The organism is Variovorax sp. DAIF25, assembly GCF_050711835.1.
In the GTDB taxonomy this organism is placed as follows: Bacteria; Pseudomonadota; Gammaproteobacteria; order Burkholderiales; family Burkholderiaceae_C; genus Variovorax.
In genome coordinates, this window is the sequence record NZ_CP136636.1 from 1,787,819 (window position 1) to 1,803,472 (window position 15,654).

At 69.9% G+C, this 15,654-nt stretch carries 14 protein-coding genes; 8 read left to right on the plus strand and 6 right to left on the minus strand.

Going from position 1 to position 15,654, the window contains the following annotated elements; genetic code table 11:
- Positions 1-276: 276 nt before the first annotated feature.
- The 3 genes from R0232_RS08175 to R0232_RS08185 form a co-directional block, all read right to left on the minus strand.
- Positions 277-1,098 carry an SDR family NAD(P)-dependent oxidoreductase gene (locus R0232_RS08175; protein WP_208513993.1) on the minus strand — a complete coding sequence of 274 codons (822 nt, stop codon included), beginning with the start codon at positions 1,096-1,098 and terminating at the stop codon, positions 277-279.
- Between the two features lie 197 nt (positions 1,099-1,295).
- Entirely contained in the window at positions 1,296-3,017 is a 1,722-nt protein-coding gene (gene recJ / locus R0232_RS08180; RefSeq protein ID WP_431511805.1) for a single-stranded-DNA-specific exonuclease RecJ, read from the minus strand.
- Complete coding sequence (locus R0232_RS08185; RefSeq protein WP_431511806.1) at positions 3,017-3,898, minus strand: hypothetical protein; 882 nt, start codon at positions 3,896-3,898, stop codon at positions 3,017-3,019. Before R0232_RS08185 ends, recJ begins: the two co-directional genes overlap by 1 nt.
- Positions 3,899-4,095: 197 nt before the next feature.
- Between R0232_RS08185 and R0232_RS08190 the strand changes: the two genes are divergently transcribed.
- Both R0232_RS08190 and lolD read left to right on the plus strand, forming a co-directional pair.
- The gene (locus tag R0232_RS08190) at positions 4,096-5,352 is read left to right on the plus strand and encodes a lipoprotein-releasing ABC transporter permease subunit (RefSeq protein WP_093351829.1); all 1,257 of its coding nucleotides are present in this window, start codon (positions 4,096-4,098) and stop codon (positions 5,350-5,352) included.
- On the plus strand, positions 5,345-6,022 hold the full coding sequence (lolD, locus tag R0232_RS08195) for a lipoprotein-releasing ABC transporter ATP-binding protein LolD (RefSeq protein WP_296738152.1): 678 nt from the start codon (positions 5,345-5,347) through the stop codon (positions 6,020-6,022). Before R0232_RS08190 ends, lolD begins: the two co-directional genes overlap by 8 nt.
- 7 nt (positions 6,023-6,029) lie before the next feature.
- Here the strand turns inward: lolD and R0232_RS08200 are convergent, their stop codons facing one another.
- On the minus strand, positions 6,030-6,812 hold the full coding sequence (locus tag R0232_RS08200) for a sigma-70 family RNA polymerase sigma factor (RefSeq protein WP_431511807.1): 783 nt from the start codon (positions 6,810-6,812) through the stop codon (positions 6,030-6,032).
- Positions 6,813-6,902: 90 nt separating this feature from the next.
- Between R0232_RS08200 and R0232_RS08205 the strand changes: the two genes are divergently transcribed.
- Both R0232_RS08205 and R0232_RS08210 read left to right on the plus strand, forming a co-directional pair.
- A complete protein-coding gene (locus R0232_RS08205; RefSeq protein ID WP_431511808.1) occupies positions 6,903-7,517 on the plus strand; it encodes an ATP-dependent Clp protease proteolytic subunit in 615 nt (204 codons plus the stop codon).
- A gap of 91 nt (positions 7,518-7,608) precedes the next feature.
- Complete coding sequence (locus R0232_RS08210) at positions 7,609-8,718, plus strand: IS5 family transposase (RefSeq protein ID WP_431512875.1); 1,110 nt, start codon at positions 7,609-7,611, stop codon at positions 8,716-8,718.
- Positions 8,719-8,866: 148 nt separating this feature from the next.
- Here the strand turns inward: R0232_RS08210 and R0232_RS08215 are convergent, their stop codons facing one another.
- On the minus strand, positions 8,867-10,699 hold the full coding sequence (locus R0232_RS08215; RefSeq protein WP_431511809.1) for an amidase family protein: 1,833 nt from the start codon (positions 10,697-10,699) through the stop codon (positions 8,867-8,869).
- A gap of 170 nt (positions 10,700-10,869) precedes the next feature.
- Here R0232_RS08215 and R0232_RS08220 point away from each other — a divergent pair, with 170 nt between their 5' ends.
- Positions 10,870-11,229, plus strand: a complete 360-nt coding sequence (locus R0232_RS08220; protein ID WP_208513989.1) for an ankyrin repeat domain-containing protein — start codon at positions 10,870-10,872, stop codon at positions 11,227-11,229.
- Positions 11,230-11,256: 27 nt separating this feature from the next.
- On the opposite strand, the gene R0232_RS08225 is transcribed toward R0232_RS08220, so the two are convergent.
- Positions 11,257-11,646 (minus strand): RidA family protein, encoded by a 390-nt coding sequence (locus R0232_RS08225; protein WP_057597741.1) that lies wholly within the window; start codon positions 11,644-11,646, stop codon positions 11,257-11,259.
- Between the two features lie 205 nt (positions 11,647-11,851).
- On the opposite strand from R0232_RS08225, the gene R0232_RS08230 reads away from it, so the two are divergent.
- From R0232_RS08230 to R0232_RS08240, 3 genes are read left to right on the plus strand one after another with little or no spacing between them, the layout of a single operon-like run.
- Entirely contained in the window at positions 11,852-13,423 is a 1,572-nt protein-coding gene (locus R0232_RS08230) for an ABC transporter substrate-binding protein (RefSeq protein ID WP_208513988.1), read from the plus strand.
- Between the two features lie 19 nt (positions 13,424-13,442).
- Positions 13,443-14,699 (plus strand): lactonase family protein, encoded by a 1,257-nt coding sequence (locus R0232_RS08235; protein WP_431511810.1) that lies wholly within the window; start codon positions 13,443-13,445, stop codon positions 14,697-14,699.
- Positions 14,696-15,652, plus strand: a complete 957-nt coding sequence (locus R0232_RS08240; protein ID WP_208513986.1) for an ABC transporter permease — start codon at positions 14,696-14,698, stop codon at positions 15,650-15,652. The genes R0232_RS08235 and R0232_RS08240 overlap by 4 nt, the downstream gene beginning before the upstream one ends.
- Positions 15,653-15,654: the final 2 nt, after the last annotated feature.

The window sequence follows — 15,654 nt, forward strand, 5'->3', positions numbered from 1 at the left end:
TTGCCGTACGCAAGCCTGGAGGCAGGATAGGCGCGCCATGTGAACGCCGCGTGCAAGCGGCGCATCGAAGGGCGCGGGAGTTCAAGACGCAGGCGCCCGATGGGCACCCGGCAGTCGCATGCTGCGCGCCGGAGCGATCGGGAAAGGACAACGCATGGGCGCGATCATGCCCGCGCGGCACGCTCGCGTGCACCTCCAAAAGTCGCAAGGCTACGTAGGGCGTCGGGAATGTACGAAGAAGGTTCTGACGTTCGCGCGTCGACGGTCCGGGACGGCTCAAGAAGGCGCGTGCGCGCTGCCCGGTTCCGCGATCCTGCGATGCTGCTCGGCCAGCGCGGGCGAGGGCATCACACGCGACAGCGCCACCTGCATCTTGTTGCGCCAGCCCGCGATCACGCCGCTCTCGCCCTTCATCAGCGCCTCGAAGCCTTCCCGCGCCACCTCGGCCGGATCGGCCTTGTCGGACTGCTGGCCCACGCGCGTGTCGAGCATGTCGGCGCGCGCGAAGAAGTGGGTGTCGGTCACGCCGGGCATCAGGCAGGTCACGGTCACGCCCGTGTCCTTGAGCTCGTTGCGCAACGCCATCGCGAAGGAATCGATGAAGGCCTTGGTGCCGTTGTAGACCGCCTGGAAGGCGCCGGGCTGGAAGCCCGCGATCGAGCCCGTGATGAGGATGCGGCCCTGGCCGCGCTCGCGCATCGCGCGGCCCACGCGCTGCACCAGGTAGAGCGTGCCGGTCACGTTGGTGTTGATCACGTGCTGCACGTCGTGGAATTCCTGGTCGAGGAAGCCATGGCCCAGGCCGTGGCCCGCGTTGGCGAACAGCACGTCGATCGGCCGGTCCTCGCAGGCCGCGAGCAGCGCGTCGACGCCGTCGCGCGTGGCGAAGTCCTCGCGCACCGCGAACACGCGCGCGCCCAGCGCGCGCAGGTCGGCCTCGGCCTGGGCCAGCGATTCGTCGGCGCCGATCAGCAGGTCGTAGCCATGTTCGGCCGCGCGCCGCGCGAGCTGGTAGCCGATGCCCGAGGAGGCGCCGGTCACCAGCGCGAGCGGTCGGCGTTCGGCGCCGGGGAACACGTCGGGGGAGGGTGTCTGCATGCCGGTCTCCTGCGTTGCACCGCGTGGACGCTGCCGGAAATCGGCCGTGGTGCGCCGTGCATGGAAGCCAGCGTAGAAGGCTCGCGCGCCTTCCATGTAGGAATGTGTACCGACCGCGCGCCCGCCGTGGCGGGACAGCGCACGCAATTGCTTGCAGCGGAAACCCCGGCGTAACCTGTGGCCGGGGCTCGAAGGCTTCAGATCTCCGCGCCCTCGACCAGGAAGCGCACGCGCCGCACGCCCTGCCATTCGTCGGCGTCGAGCCGGAATGCCAGCTTCACGCGCGGCGGCAGCGGGTCGGTGTGGCCGAACCAGATGCCGTCGATGGGCTGGCCCTGGTGGCGCAGCTTGAGCGCGAGGTGCCGCTCGCCGACCAGCCGCTGCGACACCACCTCGACCTCCTCGCTGAAGGTGGGCGGCGCGAAGCCCTGGCCCCAGACCTCGCGGTGCAGGGTGTCGATCAGGTCCACGCGCAGGTACTCGCGCGAGATCGGGCCGTCGGTGTCGATGCGGCGCGTGAGCGTGGCGGCATCGAGCCATTCGTCGGCCACCTGCGCGAGCGCGCGCTCGAAGGTCTGGAACTGCTCGCGCGCGACCGTGCAGCCGGCCGCCATCGCATGGCCGCCGAAGCGCAGCAGCACGCCCGGATGCCGCTTGGCGACGAGGTCCAGCGCATCGCGCAGGTGGAAGCCCGGGATCGAGCGGCCGGAGCCCTTGAGCTCGTGCTCCTTGCCGGGCGCGCCGCTGGCCGCGAACACGAAGGTGGGCCGGTGGAAGCGCTCCTTGATGCGCGAGGCCACGATGCCGACCACGCCCTCGTGGAAGTCGGCATCGAACACGCTGATGGCAGCGGGCACGGTCTCGGTGCCTTCGCCGTCGACGGTGAACAGCGACTCGGCCAGCAGCAGCGCCTGGTCGCGCATGCCGCCCTCGATGTCGCGCCGCTCGCGGTTGATGCCGTCGAGCAGGCGCGCGAGCTCGTCGGCGCGCGTGGCATCCTCGGTCAGCAGGCACTCGATGCCCAGCGTCATGTCGGCCAGCCGGCCGGCGGCATTGATGCGCGGGCCGAGCGCGAAGCCGAAGTCGAAGGTGGTGGCCGCGGCGGCCACGCGGCCCGCGGCCTTGAACAGCGCCGACACCCCCGCGGGCATGGCACCGGCGCGGATGCGGCGCAGGCCCTGCGCCACCAGCCGGCGGTTGTTGGCGTCGAGCTTCACCACGTCGGCCACGGTGCCCAGCGCCACCAGCGGCAGCAGCGCGTCGAGCTTGGGCTGCGTCGCCACGTCGAACACGCCGCGCCGGCGCAGCTCGGAGCGCAGCGCGAGCAGCACGTAGAACATCACGCCGACGCCGGCGATGCACTTGCTCTCGAAGCCGCAGTCGGGATGGTTGGGATTCACCAGCACGTCGGCGATCGGCAGCTCGGGGCCGGGCAGGTGGTGGTCGGTCACCAGCACCTGCAGGCCGCGCGCCTTGGCCGCGGCCACGCCGTCGACGCTGGCGATGCCGTTGTCGACCGTGATCAGCATGTCGGCGCCGCTCGCGGCCACGCGCTCGGCGATCGGCGGCGTGAGGCCGTAGCCGTCGACCACGCGGTCGGGCACGAGGTAGCTCACGTTCTTCGCGCCCAGCAGGCGCAGGCCGCGCACGCCGACCGCGCAGGCGGTGGCGCCGTCGCAGTCGTAGTCGGCCACGATGCACAGGCGCCGGTCGGCGGCCATCGCGTCGGCCAGCAGCACCGCGGCCTCGTGCGTGCCGCGCAGGGTGTCGGGCGGCAGCAGGCGCGCCAGGCCGTCGTCGAGCTCGTCCTTGGCACTGACGCCGCGCGCGGCGAACAGCCGGGCCAGCAGCGGATGCACGCCGGCCTGCTCGAGGGCCCAGGCGCTGCGCGGGGGAATGTCGCGGGGATGGATCTTCATCAGAGCGCCTCCAGCACGGCGGCGGCGCGCGGCCGCTCGAACAGGCTGCGCGCCCAGCCCACGAAGCCGCGCGGCTGGATCTCGTGGCGCTGCGCCGTGCGGTCGCCGCACAGCGTGATCGCGACCGGCGCGCCCGCGTTGTAGTGGTCGAGCAGCGCGGCGACGGGGCCCGCGTCGAGCGCCTGCCAGGCCTCGGCCCAGCCGATGCCGTCGTCGTGCAGCGCGGCGGTGCGCAGCGAATCGTCGACCTGCGGTACGGGGCCTTCGGGACCGATGGCGCCGGCCGTGAGCGCGCCGGTGCCGCTGAGCCAGAAGGAATTGATCGGCGGCGCGCCGCGCGCGGCGCGGTCGTCGTTCACGCGCTGGGTGTAGAGCAGCATCTGCATCTCGTTCTGAAGCCGGCGCAGCGGCCGCGCGGCATCGGCCAGCGGCGACCACTGCGAGATCGGGTGGCCCACGGCGCGGTCGATGGCGGCGGTGGCGAGGTCCTGGAAGATCGGCGCGCGCGCGAGCCAGCGGCCGGGGCGCGCGGACGGATGCAGCGCGATGCCGTCCTCCTCGAAGAAGGGGCGCGCCGCGGCCAGCAGCGCGGCCGACTCCTCGGCGTCGATCTCGATCGCCGAGGGATCGCCGAGCACCACGTCGTCGATGCCGACCTGCCAGTGGCACAGCGTGACCAGGCCCCAGGCGCCGGTATCGCTCGCTTCGGCGGCGCCGTTGCGGCGCGCCTCGAGCGCGGCCCAGGGGATGCAGCCGTCGGCCGCGGCGATGCCGAGCGCGCGCGCCAGGGCGCGTTCGTGCGGCGGGGAGCGGGTGCTTTCGTCCTGCGTGTCGGTGGCCGTGACGGCGAGCCGGCCGAGCAGGGCCTCGAGCTTGGGCAACCTTAAGGTTGGGAGGGCTGCGCGGCAGGACGGGGAACCGCGGCCGGCAAAGGGAATCAGGAGATGACGGGCGGGAGCGGGTTCGGCCATGGGCCTATTGTCCGGGATGCCACAATTCCGCCCGCCTTCCTCTTCGTCTTCACCCTTTTTCCCATGAACCGACCCATGCCGTCGCCCCGAGCGCCGCAGGAGACCTGATGCGACTCCCCTACGAACTGCAGCTCGGCTGGCGCTACACGCGCGCGGGCCGGGCGACCCGGCGCAACGGCTTCATCTCGTTCATCTCGGGCGTCTCGATGCTCGGCATCGCGCTCGGCGTGGCCGCGCTGATCATCGTGCTGAGCGTGATGAACGGCTTCCAGAAGGAAGTGCGCGACCGCATGCTGGGCGTGGTCTCGCACATCGAGATCATCTCGCGCGACGGCCAGGCCCTGCCCGAACTCGACACCATCATGGCGGCCGCGCGCAAGTACCCCGAGGTGGTCGGCGCGGCGCCCTTCATCGCGACCCAGGCGCTGATCGCGCGCGGCGAGGACATGAAGGGCACGCTGGTGCGCGGCATCGAGCCCAAGCTCGAGCCCGAGGTCACCGACATCGCGGCCGCCGCGCCCAAGGGCACGCTCGACAAGCTGGTGCCCGGCGAGTTCGGCATCGTGCTGGGCGGCGAGCTGGCGCGCTCGCTGTTCGTGCAGCCCGGCGACCAGGTCACGCTGGTGGCGCCGGGAGGCCAGGTCACGCCGGCCGGCGTGGTGCCGCGCCTGAAGCAGTTCACCGTGGTCGGCACCTTCGACTCGGGCCACTACGAATACGACTCGGCGCTGGCGCTGATCAACGAGCAGGACGCGGCGCGCGTGTTCCGGCTCGAGGGCCCGACCGGCATCCGCATCCGGCTGAAGGACCTCAACCAGGCGCGCGACGTGGCCGACGAGATGGCCGTCTCGCTGCCGGGCCAGTTCCTGATCCGCGACTGGACGCGCCAGAACAAGACCTGGTTCGCGGCCGTGCAGGTCGAGAAACGCATGATGTTCATCATCCTCACGCTGATCGTGGCGGTGGCCGCGTTCAACCTGGTGTCGACGCTGGTGATGACGGTGACCGACAAGCGCGCCGACATCGCGATCCTGCGCACCCTGGGCAGCTCGCCGCGCAGCATCATGGGCATCTTCGTGGTGCAGGGCGCGATGGTGGGCGTGATCGGCACCGTGGCCGGGCTGCTGCTGGGCCTGGGCATCGCCTACAACATCGACGTGATCGTGCCCTTCCTCGAGCAGCTGTTCCATGCGAGCTTCCTGCCCAAGGACATCTACCTGATCAGCAAGATGCCCAGCGATCCGCAGCGCAGCGACATCATGCCGATCGCGATCATCTCCCTGGTGCTGGCCTTCCTGGCCACGCTGTATCCGAGCTGGCGCGCCAGCCGCGTGAATCCCGCCGAGGCGCTGCGCTATGAGTGAAGTCGTATTGAAGGCGCGCGGTCTGACCAAGCGCTTCCACGAAGGGCGCCTCGACCTGACCGTGCTGCACGGCATCGACCTCGACGTGCATGCCGGCGAGACGCTGGCCATCGTCGGCGCCTCGGGCTCGGGCAAGAGCACGCTGCTGCACCTGATGGGCGGACTCGATTCGCCGACCTCGGGCAATGTCGAGCTGCTCGGCAAGGACATCGCGCATGCCGACCCCGCCGAGCAGGGCCGGTTGCGCAACCTGCACCTGGGCTTCGTCTACCAGTTCCATCACCTGCTGCCCGAGTTCAGCGCGCTCGACAACGTGGCGATGCCGCTGAAGATCCGCCGCGTCGACCCGGCCACGGCCGCGCAGTCGGCGACGAAGATCCTCCAGAGCGTGGGCCTGGGCGAGCGGCTGCACCACCGGCCGGCCGAACTGTCGGGCGGCGAGCGCCAGCGCGTGGCGATCGCGCGCGCGCTGGTCACGCAGCCGGCCTGCGTGCTGGCCGACGAGCCCACCGGCAACCTCGACCGCAGCACCGCCGACACCGTGTTCGAGCTGATGCTCGACCTCGCGCGCCGCCATGGCACGGCCTTCGTGATGGTCACGCACGACCAGGACCTGGCGCGGCGCTGCGACCGGGTGCTGCAGCTGGTGGCGGGGCGGCTGGCGGGTTGAGCCCGTCCTAGAGCGGCAGCGCTTCCGTTTCTTCCTGCGCTGCCTGCCGCGCCTCCAGCGGCAGCACGCACAAGAGCTTCCCGCCCAGCGTCAGCACCAGCCCGAGTCGGCCGCCGATCTGCACCACCTGGCAGGCCGCGCGCGGCGAGCCCGAGGCCGGCGGCGGCGCGGCATGGGCCGACAGTCCGATCGCCCGTGCCGGCGGCTGGCGCAGCATCGCGAACAGCAGCCGCGCATCGGCATCGCGCAGCGCCTGTTGGTAGAGCGGGAAGACGGCGTTGCGCCCGGCGCTGTCGGATGCCTTCTCGCGGGGCTCGCGCAGCCGCAGCAGCGCGCGGTGCATCTGCTGGCGCCAGGCGGCCTCGGTCCGGCCCGTGGCCTCGGCCAGTTCCTTGAAGCTGACCTCGAACACCTCGCGCAGCAGCACCGCGGCGCCATCGGCGGGGCTCAGCCGCTCGGCCAGGAGGCGCAAGGCCTGACCGGTCTCTTCGGCGCGCGCGGCCTCGGTTTCGGCCGATTCCGCCGTCTCCGTCGTCGCGCCGGCCTCGTCGAGCCAGCGCCGCATCCAGCCTTCGCGCCGCAGCCGGTCGATCGCGAGGTGCTGCATCACCGTCGTGAGCCAGGCCTGCGCGGTGTCGATGCCGGGGTGTTCGCCGGCCTCGAGCGCGCGCAGGTAGCTGTCCTGCACCAGGTCCTCGGCCTGCGCCGTGCCGCCGAGCAGCCGTGCCGCCGCGCGCACCAGTCGGCCGCGCAGGGCCGGGAATTGCGAGAGATAGCGTTCGTCGAGCATCGGCGCAGCTTGCCACGACCGGCGATGTCACGAAAGCGTGGGCTTGTTCGTCAAGGCAGTTCGAACCGTCCAACCCGCAGGAGCTTTCCCATGTCCGCCATGTTCGCTATGGAATCCGAAGACGACACCCGCCCGGCCGCCACCGCAGAGCCGCGCAATTCCTACCTCGAGGAGAAGGCCTTCCGCTCGCGCACGCTGCTGATCTTCGGCAGCATCACCGACGCCGTGGCCGCCGACGTCACGCGCCGGCTGATCGCGCTCGACGCCGACAGCGCCGACAAGCCGATCGACATCCTCGTGAGCTCGCCCGGCGGGCACCTCGAATCGGGCGATGCGATCCACGACGTGGTGCGCTTCATCGCCGCGCCGGTGCACATGATCGGCACCGGCTGGGTCGGCAGCGCCGCCACCCACCTGTTCCTGGCCGCGCCGCGCGAGCGCCGCGTGTGCCTGCCCAACACCCGCTTCCTGATCCACCAGCCCTCGGGCGGGGCCGGCGGCCAGGCCACCGATATCGCGATCCAGGCCCAGGAGATCGTCAAGGCCCGCCAGCGCATCGCGCACGAGATCGCGCGCGAGACCGGCAAGCCCGTCGAGGTGGTGCTGGCCGACATCGAGCGCGATCGCTGGCTGTCGGCCGAGGAGGCGGTCGACTACGGGCTGGTCTCGCGCATCGTGCAGCGCAAGAGCGAGCTGCGCGCTTAGCAGGCTGTTGAATTTCTCCGGGGAACTGCTGGTTCGGGAAGAGACTGATGCTGGTACGGTTGAAGTGACGCAACGACGTGGGGTGATACCGATGCGCGGATCAGATGGGATGCAGGAAGGCCTGTTCACGCTGGCCAAACTTGATGACTTCGTGCCGCCAGACCATCCGCTGCGAGCCATCCACGGGCTGGTCAATGAGGCACTGGTCGGCTTGAACGGTCTGTTCAACACGATCTACGCCGAGACTGGGCGAGCGTCGATTGCCCCCGAGAAGTTGCTACGGGCAATGCTGATCCAGGTGTTCTTCTCCGTGCGCAGCGAACGGCAACTGATGGAGCAGGTTCGCTACAACCTGCTATTTCGTTGGTTCATCGGGCTGGCCATCGATGACGAGGTCTGGGACCACTCAGTCTTTTCCAAGAACCGTGATCGCCTGCTGGAGCACGCTGTCGTCGAGAGCTTCTTCGCCCAGGTGATGCGACTGGCTGACAAGCGCAAGCTGCTGAGCAAGGAGCACTTCTCGGTGGACGGCACGCTCATCCAGGCTTGGGCCAGTCACAAGAGCTTCTTGCCCAAGGACGGCGACGGGCCCGGGGCGGGTGGCGGCCCCGCAGGTCGCAACCAGGAGCGCGATTGGAAGGGCCGACCACGCAGCAACGATACGCACCAGAGCAAGACAGATCCGGATGCCAGACTGTTCCGCAAGGGCGCCAGCACTGCAGCGATCCTGGCGTATCAAGGCCATGTGCTGATGGAGAACCGCAACGGTCTGGTTGTTGGCGCGGTGGTTACGTACGCCGACGGCTACGGCGAGCGCTCGGCAGCATTGGCGATGCTCGACACCGTCCCCGGAGCACACCGTAAGACGGTCGCAGCCGACAAGGGCTACGACACGCGAGACTTCATCGCCGACTGCCGCAAGCGCGGCGTGACGCCGCACGTGGCCAGCCACACGACGCGTTGGGGTGGCAGCGCCGTCGATGGACGAACGACTCGTCACGCCGGCTACGCTGCCAGCCAGGTCGTGCGCAAGCGCATCGAAGAGCACTTCGGCTGGGCGAAGACGGTCGGGAGGATACGACAGACGATGTACCGCGGACTCCAGCGTGTCGACCAGCAGTTCAAGCTCACCATGACGGCCAGCAATATCGTGCGGATGGCTCGAATGCTGTGCATTGGGCCTCAAAGGGCTGTGCAATGAGCCCACGAACGGCCCCCTGCCCGACGTGTGGCGCACGTGCGCAAAGCCTCATCGGTCCAAACCGACAGCCAAGCCCTGGCCAATTCGGCTTCAACCGCCTGATCAAGCTAACCAATCGACGTTTGCAACGTCGAATTTCAACAGCCTGTTAGAGCGCCGCGGCGTCGGGCCGCTTGAGCTCCGGCGCCAGCGGGCTCGGCACGCGCGCCGTGGTGCTGGCCTGCCAGCCGTAGGCCAGGCGGAACAGCGTGGGCTCGGCGAAGGCGCGGCCGATCATCTCAAAGGTCACGGGCTCGACCGAGCTCGAGGCATCGGTGGCCTTCACGAAGCCGGCCGGGAAAGCCAGCGCCGGGAAGCCGGAAAAGGGGCTCAGGCGGTTGTTCGAGCCCGAGTTCACGCTGGTGCTGTTGAAGCCCTGCAGCACCGGGTAGACCAGCACGTCGTAGGGCGCGCCCAGGCTCGCGCCGGTGGCGAAGTCGAGGTTGTCGAGCGCGGCCGTCACGCGCGAGATCACGAAGGCGTCGCGCGGCTTCAGGTTGTTCTGGTAGGTCGGGTTGGATTCCTTGTTGGTGCCCGAGGTGATGTACGAGCGGAAGTTGGCCACGCGCGTGGGCTCCAGCGTGGCCATGGCGATCGCCACGTCTTCCGTGGTGCGCGGATGGCCGTCGGCGGTCGAACTCCAGCTGCCGAGGTACTCGGTGAGGTTGTCGCGGAACTCGTAGGACGAGAGGCTGGCGTAGCCGGTCAGGATGGTCGCGCGGTCGGGGATCTGCACGTCCTCGATCGTCGCGCCCGCGGCCTTCATGCGGTCGAGCGCGGCATCGAGGGTGTCGAGGAAGCGCTGGTTGGCCGCGCTCGCGGCCGGGAACATCGCGCGCACGACGCCGATGCGCGCGCCGCGCAGGCCGTCGGCCTTGAGCGTCGCGGTGTAGCTCGCGGGCTGCGCGGTCATCGCCGCATAGGCGGCGGCATTCGCCACCAGCGGGGCGTCCCAGGCCTTGGCGGTGCGCTGGCCGCTGCCGGGCGCGGCGTCGTAGCCGGCCATGGCATCGAGCACCAGCGCGCAGTCCTGCACCTGGCGGCACAGCGGGCCGGCCGTGTCCTGGCCATGGGCCAGCGGCACGATGCCGTCCTGGCTCACGAGCCGCAGCGTGGGCCGCAGGCCGTAGAGGCCCTCGACCGCCGAGGGCACGCGCACCGAGCCGCCGGTGTCGGTGCCCAGGCCCAGCATCGCGAGGCTGGCGGCGATCGAGGTGCCGGTGCCCGACGACGAGCCGCCCGCGCTGTTGGCCGGGATGTAGGCGTTGCGCGTCTTGCCGCCGACCGACGAGCTGCCGGTGAAGCCGAACGCGAACTCGTCGAGGTTGGCCTTGCCGATCACGATGCCGCCGGCCTCGCGGATCTTGCGCAGGATGTAGGCGTCGTCGGGCGGCTGGTTGTTGGCCAGCGCCAGCGAGCCGGCCGTGGTCTTCATGTCGTGGGTGTCGATGTTGTCCTTCGCGAGCACCGTCACGCAGTGCATCGGGCCGGCCATCCGGCCGGTCTTGAAGAACTGGCGGTCGAGTTCGTCGGCGCGCGCGAGCGCGGCCGGGTTGACCGCGATCACGCTGTGCAGGCCGGGGCTGTCGGGGTAGGCATCGGAGGCATCGGCATCGAAGGCCGCGATGCGGTCGAGGTAGCCCTGCACCACGTCGCGGCACGAGACCTGGCCTTTGCGCATCGCTGCATGGAAACCTTCGACGGTGGCCTCGACCAGCGGGAAGGGCGCGCGATCGGGCTGCAGCACCACGGCATCGCCGGGCGTCTCGGGCGTGGTCGGCGGCGTGCCGGCCACGGGCGTGAACGAGAAGACGCTGTTGTCGCCGCCACCGCCGCAGGCGGCGAGCACGGCGGAGAACATCAGCGTGCAGGCGAAGCGCGTGGCGCGCGAGGACGAGGAGAAGAAGCCAGGAAGCTTGCGGCGCGCGAGCGTGGAGGTCATCGTTGGTGTCGGAGTGGAGTTGAACCCCCGACAACGCAGCATCCATGCCAGCATGCGCGCATGCCTGCGGCCATGGCACGTCGCTTGCTCGAAGCGACATGTGCCCGCACGATGCTCGTGCGCCGCGCAGGCCCATCACCGACCGCCATCGCAGATTCCGAGGACACGCCATGAACCCGCTCAAGCACCTGCTGATCCACGCCTGCGTGGCGCTGATGGGATGCACCATGGTGCCCTGGGCCGCGGCGCAGGCGGCGGCCGTGCCGAACCTCGTGCAGGCCGCGCGCCTCGGCCAGGCGCAGGCCGTGACGGCGCTGCTCGAGAAGGGCGCCGATCCCGATGCGCGCCTGGCCAACGGCCGCACCGCGCTGATGGAGGCCGCGGCGCGCGGCCACTACGAGACCGTGCGCGCGCTGATGATCCATGGCGCCGACAAGCTGCTCAAGGACGGTGCCGGCCACACCGCCTTCGACCTCGCGTTCGAGAAGCAGCATGGCGACATCGTCGCGCTGCTGCGCGACGCTTCCTGAGCCGTCGAAGCGCCGCTCAGGCGCCGCTCAAGCCTTCGGCTTGTACGCCACCACGTCGATCTCCACCTTCGCATCGACCATCAGCCGCGCCTCGGTGGTCGAGCGCGCGGGTTTGTTCTCGCCGAAGTAGCTCATGTAGATGCGGTTGAAGGCGCCGAAGTCGCGCGCGTCGTCGAGCCAGCAGGTGGTCTTGCAGACATCGTCGAGCGTGGCGCCGGCCAGCGCGAGCACGGTCTTCAGGTTCTCCATCACCTGGCGCGTCTGCGCCTCGATGCCGCCGGCCACGATCTCGCCCTGCGCATTGGCCGGCACCTGGCCCGACACGTAGATGAAGTCGCCCGCGCGCACGGCCGGCGAGAAGGGACGCACCTGGCGGTCGGAAGCGGTGGGCGGGGCGCCGAGGTATTCGAGAGGCATGGACGAGCTCCTGTCTGAAGAAGGGAAATGAAAGGGGAGGAGGGTGAAAAGGGCCGCCAGTATCGGCCGAAACTGAAAATCTATTTCAGTGATAACGCTGAATCAAGGGTTTTCACGGATGATTTGGCATAGATACTGCTTCAAAGTGCGGCCCGCAACGAAAGTTTTTTTCACAAACGCGTCTCGCCCCATGAAGGAGAACTCCATGCCCCACGCCGGCTCTTTCCCGCGCCTGCCCATGCTGTCGAAGCGCACCCTTCTGGGTGCCACCCTGCTCGCGGCGCTGTATGCCGTGGCACCGCTGAACGCCCAGGCGCAGGGTCCGCGCAACTTCGCCACGCTGGCGATGGTGGCCGAGCCGCAGACGCTCGATCCGATGGCCTCGACCGCCGACCTGGTCGGAACCATCATGCAGCACGTCTACGAGACGCTCTACACCTTCGACGCCAAGTGGAACGTGGTGCCGATGCTGGCCGAGGGCATGCCGAAGATCTCGGCCGACGGCAAGACCTACGCGATCGCGCTGCGCAAGGGTGTGATGCTGCACAGCGGCCGCGAGCTCACGGCCGACGACGTGGTCGCGAGCCTGCAGCGCTGGATGGACCAGTCGCCGCGCGGCAAGGCCGTGGGCAAGGAGATCGACAGCCTCAAGGCCAAGGGCCCGCTGGCGGTCGAGATCGTGCTCAAGGAACCCTATGCGCCGCTGCTGTCGCAGCTCGCGCTGCCCAGCGGCATGGCCGCGATCATGGCCAAGGAATCGATCGCCTCGCCGCTCAAGGACTTCGTCGGCACCGGCCCCTACAAGTTCAAGGAGCGCCGGCCCGACCAGTTCGTGCTGCTCACGCGCTTCGACAAGTACGCGGCGCGCAAGGAGCCCGCGAGCGGCTACGGCGGCAAGCGCGAGGCGGCGATCGAGGAACTGCGCTTCGTGCCGGTGCCCAACGCCAGCACGCGCGTCGAGGGCGCGCTGGCCGGCCAGTACGACTTCGCCGACCTGCTGCCGGTGGAGGCACTGCCGCGCCTCGAGAAGTCGGGCGGCAAGACGGTGCCGATCATGACGCCCTCGTTCGGCTTCCCCTACCTGGTGCTCAACACCAAGGAAGGCGTGGCCGCGAGCCAGCCGGTGCGCCAGGCGATCCAGACCGCGCTCGGCGAGGGCGAGATGCTCGCGGCCGGCTTCGGCGACACGCGCTTCTTCGTGGCCGAGGCCAACCACTTCCCGAAGGGCTCGCCCTTCTATTCGACGGCCGGTGCCGACCAGTACAACCAGCGCAACGCCGCCAAGGCCAAGGAGGCCGCGGCCAAGGCCGGCTACAAGGGCGAGCCGATCCGCGTGCTCACGAGTCGCCAGTACGACTTCCACTACAACATGTCGCTGCTGATGGCCGAGCAGCTCAAGCGCGCCGGCTTCAAGGTCGACCTCAACGTGGTCGACTGGGCCACGCTGGTGCAGCGCCGCAACGACGCCAAGCTGTGGGACATCTACGTCACCCACTCGGGCCAGTTCCCCGAGCCGATGCTCTCGCCGCCGCAGCTCGGCGACGGCGCGCCCGGCTGGTGGGACACGCCCGCCAAGAAGGCGGCGCTGCAGGCCTTCAACGTCGAGAGCGACCCGGCCAGGCGCGGCGCGCTGTGGGGCAAGGTGCAGCAGGTGGTCTACGAGGAGGTGCCGTACATCAACGTCGGCAAGTTCAACGGTCTGTCGGCCAAGAGCCCGGCGCTCGACAACTACCAGCCCGCGACCTGGCCCTTCTTCTGGAACGCGAAGATCAAGTAAGGCCGCGAGGACTCCCGTCATGCCATCGCGTCGCCAGCTTCTGCAAGCCACCGCATGGGCCTCCGGTCTCGGAGCCCTGGGCCTCACGGCCTCCACCGTCCAGGCCGCCACGTCGGGGCCCGTGTACGCCTACGTCGGCACCTACAGCGACGGCGGCAAGCCGTGGCGCGGCGGGCGCGGCCTGGGCGTGCACCAGTTCGTGCTCGACGGCGCGACCGGCGCGCTCACGCCCATTCCCGGCGCGCCGCCCGCGGTGGCGAGCCAGGGCGAGGGCGCGAAGCTGCGCAACCCCGCCTCGCTCGCGCGCCATCCAAGCCTGCCGCTGCTCTATGCGGCCAACGAGTTCGAGGCCGGCTCGGTCTCGGCCTTCCGCATCGGCGCGAACGGCGCGCTGTCCTTCGTGGCCGAGATGCCCTGCGGCGGCAAGGACCCGGCGCACCTCAGCGTGCATCCCGAGGGCCGCTTCCTGTTCACCGCCAACTACGCGAGCGGCGACGTCAGCGTGATCGCGCTGCGCGCCGACGGCGGCTTCGAGGCCGACCGTGCCGCCGTCGTCTACCCGGACGTGGCCGCCTGCGGCGCCACGCCCTGCAAGCCCGGCGCCGACGTGGTGCCGGCGGCCGCGCGCGCGCACGAGGGCTTCGCCACCTCCGACCACGACGGCCCGCATGCGCACATGGTGCAGTCCGATCCCAAGGGCAACTTCGTGCTCGTGGCCGACCTGGGGCTCGACCGCGTCATCTCCTACCGCTTCGACCGCGCGACCGGCGTGCTGAGCCAGCCCGGCACGGTGGCCGTGTCGGAGAGCTCGGGCGCGCGTCACTTCGTGTTCCATCCGAACGGCCGCTGGTTCTACCTCGTGAACGAGGAGGCCTCGACCATCGCCTTCATGCGCTACGACGACGCCACCGGCGTGCTCGTGCCCGTGAGCGAGACCTCGGCGCTGCCGAAGGGCTTCAAGGGCACCAGCTACGCCTCGGGCATCCGCATGCTGCCCGGCGGCCGGCACTTCGTGTCGCTCAACCGGCTGCACGATTCGATCTCGCTGTTCGCGATCGATGCCCGCACCGGCGCGCCCACGCTGGTGCGCGAGGAATGGACGCGCGGCAACTACCCGCGCAGCTGCACGCTCGACCCGAGCGGGCGCTTCCTCTACGTCTGCCACAACAAGCAGGGCGACAACGTCACGGTCTTCCGCGTGAAGAACGGCGACATCGCGTTCACCGGCCAGTACGTGGCGGTGGGCAGCGCGGCAGCGATCGAGTTCTCGGCATGAAGAAGAACGCCTCGCTTCGCTACATCGCCTCGCGCGCGGGCGGCATGCTCATCGTGCTCGCCATCGTGGCGGTGCTGGTGTTCGTGCTCACGCGCGCCGCCTCGGGCGACCCGGTCTCGGTGCTGCTGGGCGACCAGGCCACCGCGGCCGACATCGCGCGCGTGCAGAAGGAATACGGCCTGGACAAGCCGCTGCCCGTGCAGTTCGGCTACTGGCTGCGCGAGGTGCTGCAGGGCAACCTCGGCACCTCGATCTTCCTGCAGCGCCCGGTCACGCAGGCGCTGTGGGAGCGCGCCGAGCCCACCGCGCTGCTCGCGCTGATGGCGGTGGCCATCGCCGCGCTGATCGGCGTGCCCTGCGGCATCGTCTCGGCCGTGTTCCGCGGCCGCGCGGTCGACCAGCTGTTCACCGGCATCGCGATGCTGGGCGCGAGCATCCCGAGCTTCTGGCTCGGCATCGTGCTGATCCAGATCTTCGCGGTCTCGTTCGGCTGGTTCCCGGTCTCGGGCTACGGCGCGCCCGACGCGGCGCTGGCCGAGCGGCTGCATTCGCTGGTGCTGCCGGCCGCGGTGCTGGGCCTCTTGAACTCCGCGCTCATCATCCGCTTCACGCGCGCCTCGATGCTCGACGTGCTCGGCGAGGACTACGTGCGCACCGCGCGCTCCAAGGGCCTGAGCGAGACGGTGGTGGTGCTCAAGCATGCGCTGCGCAACGCGCTGGTGCCGATCGTCACGGTGATCGGCCTGACGGTGGCGCTGATGATCGGCGGCGCCGTCATCACCGAGACCGTGTTCGGCCTGCCGGGCGTGGGCAACCTCGTGGTGAGCGCGGTGCTGCGGCGCGACTACCCGGTGATCCAGGGCGCGCTGCTGGTGATCGCCGCGATCTACGTGCTCATCAATTTCTCGATCGACCTGCTGTATGCGGTGGTCGATCCGCGCGTGAAGGTCTGAGC

Bases quoted from the DNA above. Each gene is read 5' to 3' on its own strand.
- R0232_RS08210 (WP_431512875.1), top strand. From the start codon at position 7,609: ATGCGCGGATCAGATGGGATGCAGGAAGGCCTGTTCACGCTGGCCAAA.
- R0232_RS08230 (WP_208513988.1), top strand. From the start codon at position 11,852: ATGCCCCACGCCGGCTCTTTCCCGCGCCTGCCCATGCTGTCGAAGCGC.
- R0232_RS08240 (WP_208513986.1), top strand. From the start codon at position 14,696: ATGAAGAAGAACGCCTCGCTTCGCTACATCGCCTCGCGCGCGGGCGGC.
- R0232_RS08235 (WP_431511810.1), top strand. From the start codon at position 13,443: ATGCCATCGCGTCGCCAGCTTCTGCAAGCCACCGCATGGGCCTCCGGT.
- R0232_RS08190 (WP_093351829.1), top strand. From the start codon at position 4,096: ATGCGACTCCCCTACGAACTGCAGCTCGGCTGGCGCTACACGCGCGCG.
- R0232_RS08220 (WP_208513989.1), top strand. From the start codon at position 10,870: ATGAACCCGCTCAAGCACCTGCTGATCCACGCCTGCGTGGCGCTGATG.
- R0232_RS08225 (WP_057597741.1), bottom strand. From the start codon at position 11,646: ATGCCTCTCGAATACCTCGGCGCCCCGCCCACCGCTTCCGACCGCCAG.
- R0232_RS08200 (WP_431511807.1), bottom strand. From the start codon at position 6,812: ATGCTCGACGAACGCTATCTCTCGCAATTCCCGGCCCTGCGCGGCCGA.
- lolD (WP_296738152.1), top strand. From the start codon at position 5,345: ATGAGTGAAGTCGTATTGAAGGCGCGCGGTCTGACCAAGCGCTTCCAC.
- recJ (WP_431511805.1), bottom strand. From the start codon at position 3,017: ATGAAGATCCATCCCCGCGACATTCCCCCGCGCAGCGCCTGGGCCCTC.
- R0232_RS08175 (WP_208513993.1), bottom strand. From the start codon at position 1,098: ATGCAGACACCCTCCCCCGACGTGTTCCCCGGCGCCGAACGCCGACCG.
- R0232_RS08205 (WP_431511808.1), top strand. From the start codon at position 6,903: ATGTCCGCCATGTTCGCTATGGAATCCGAAGACGACACCCGCCCGGCC.
- R0232_RS08215 (WP_431511809.1), bottom strand. From the start codon at position 10,699: ATGACCTCCACGCTCGCGCGCCGCAAGCTTCCTGGCTTCTTCTCCTCG.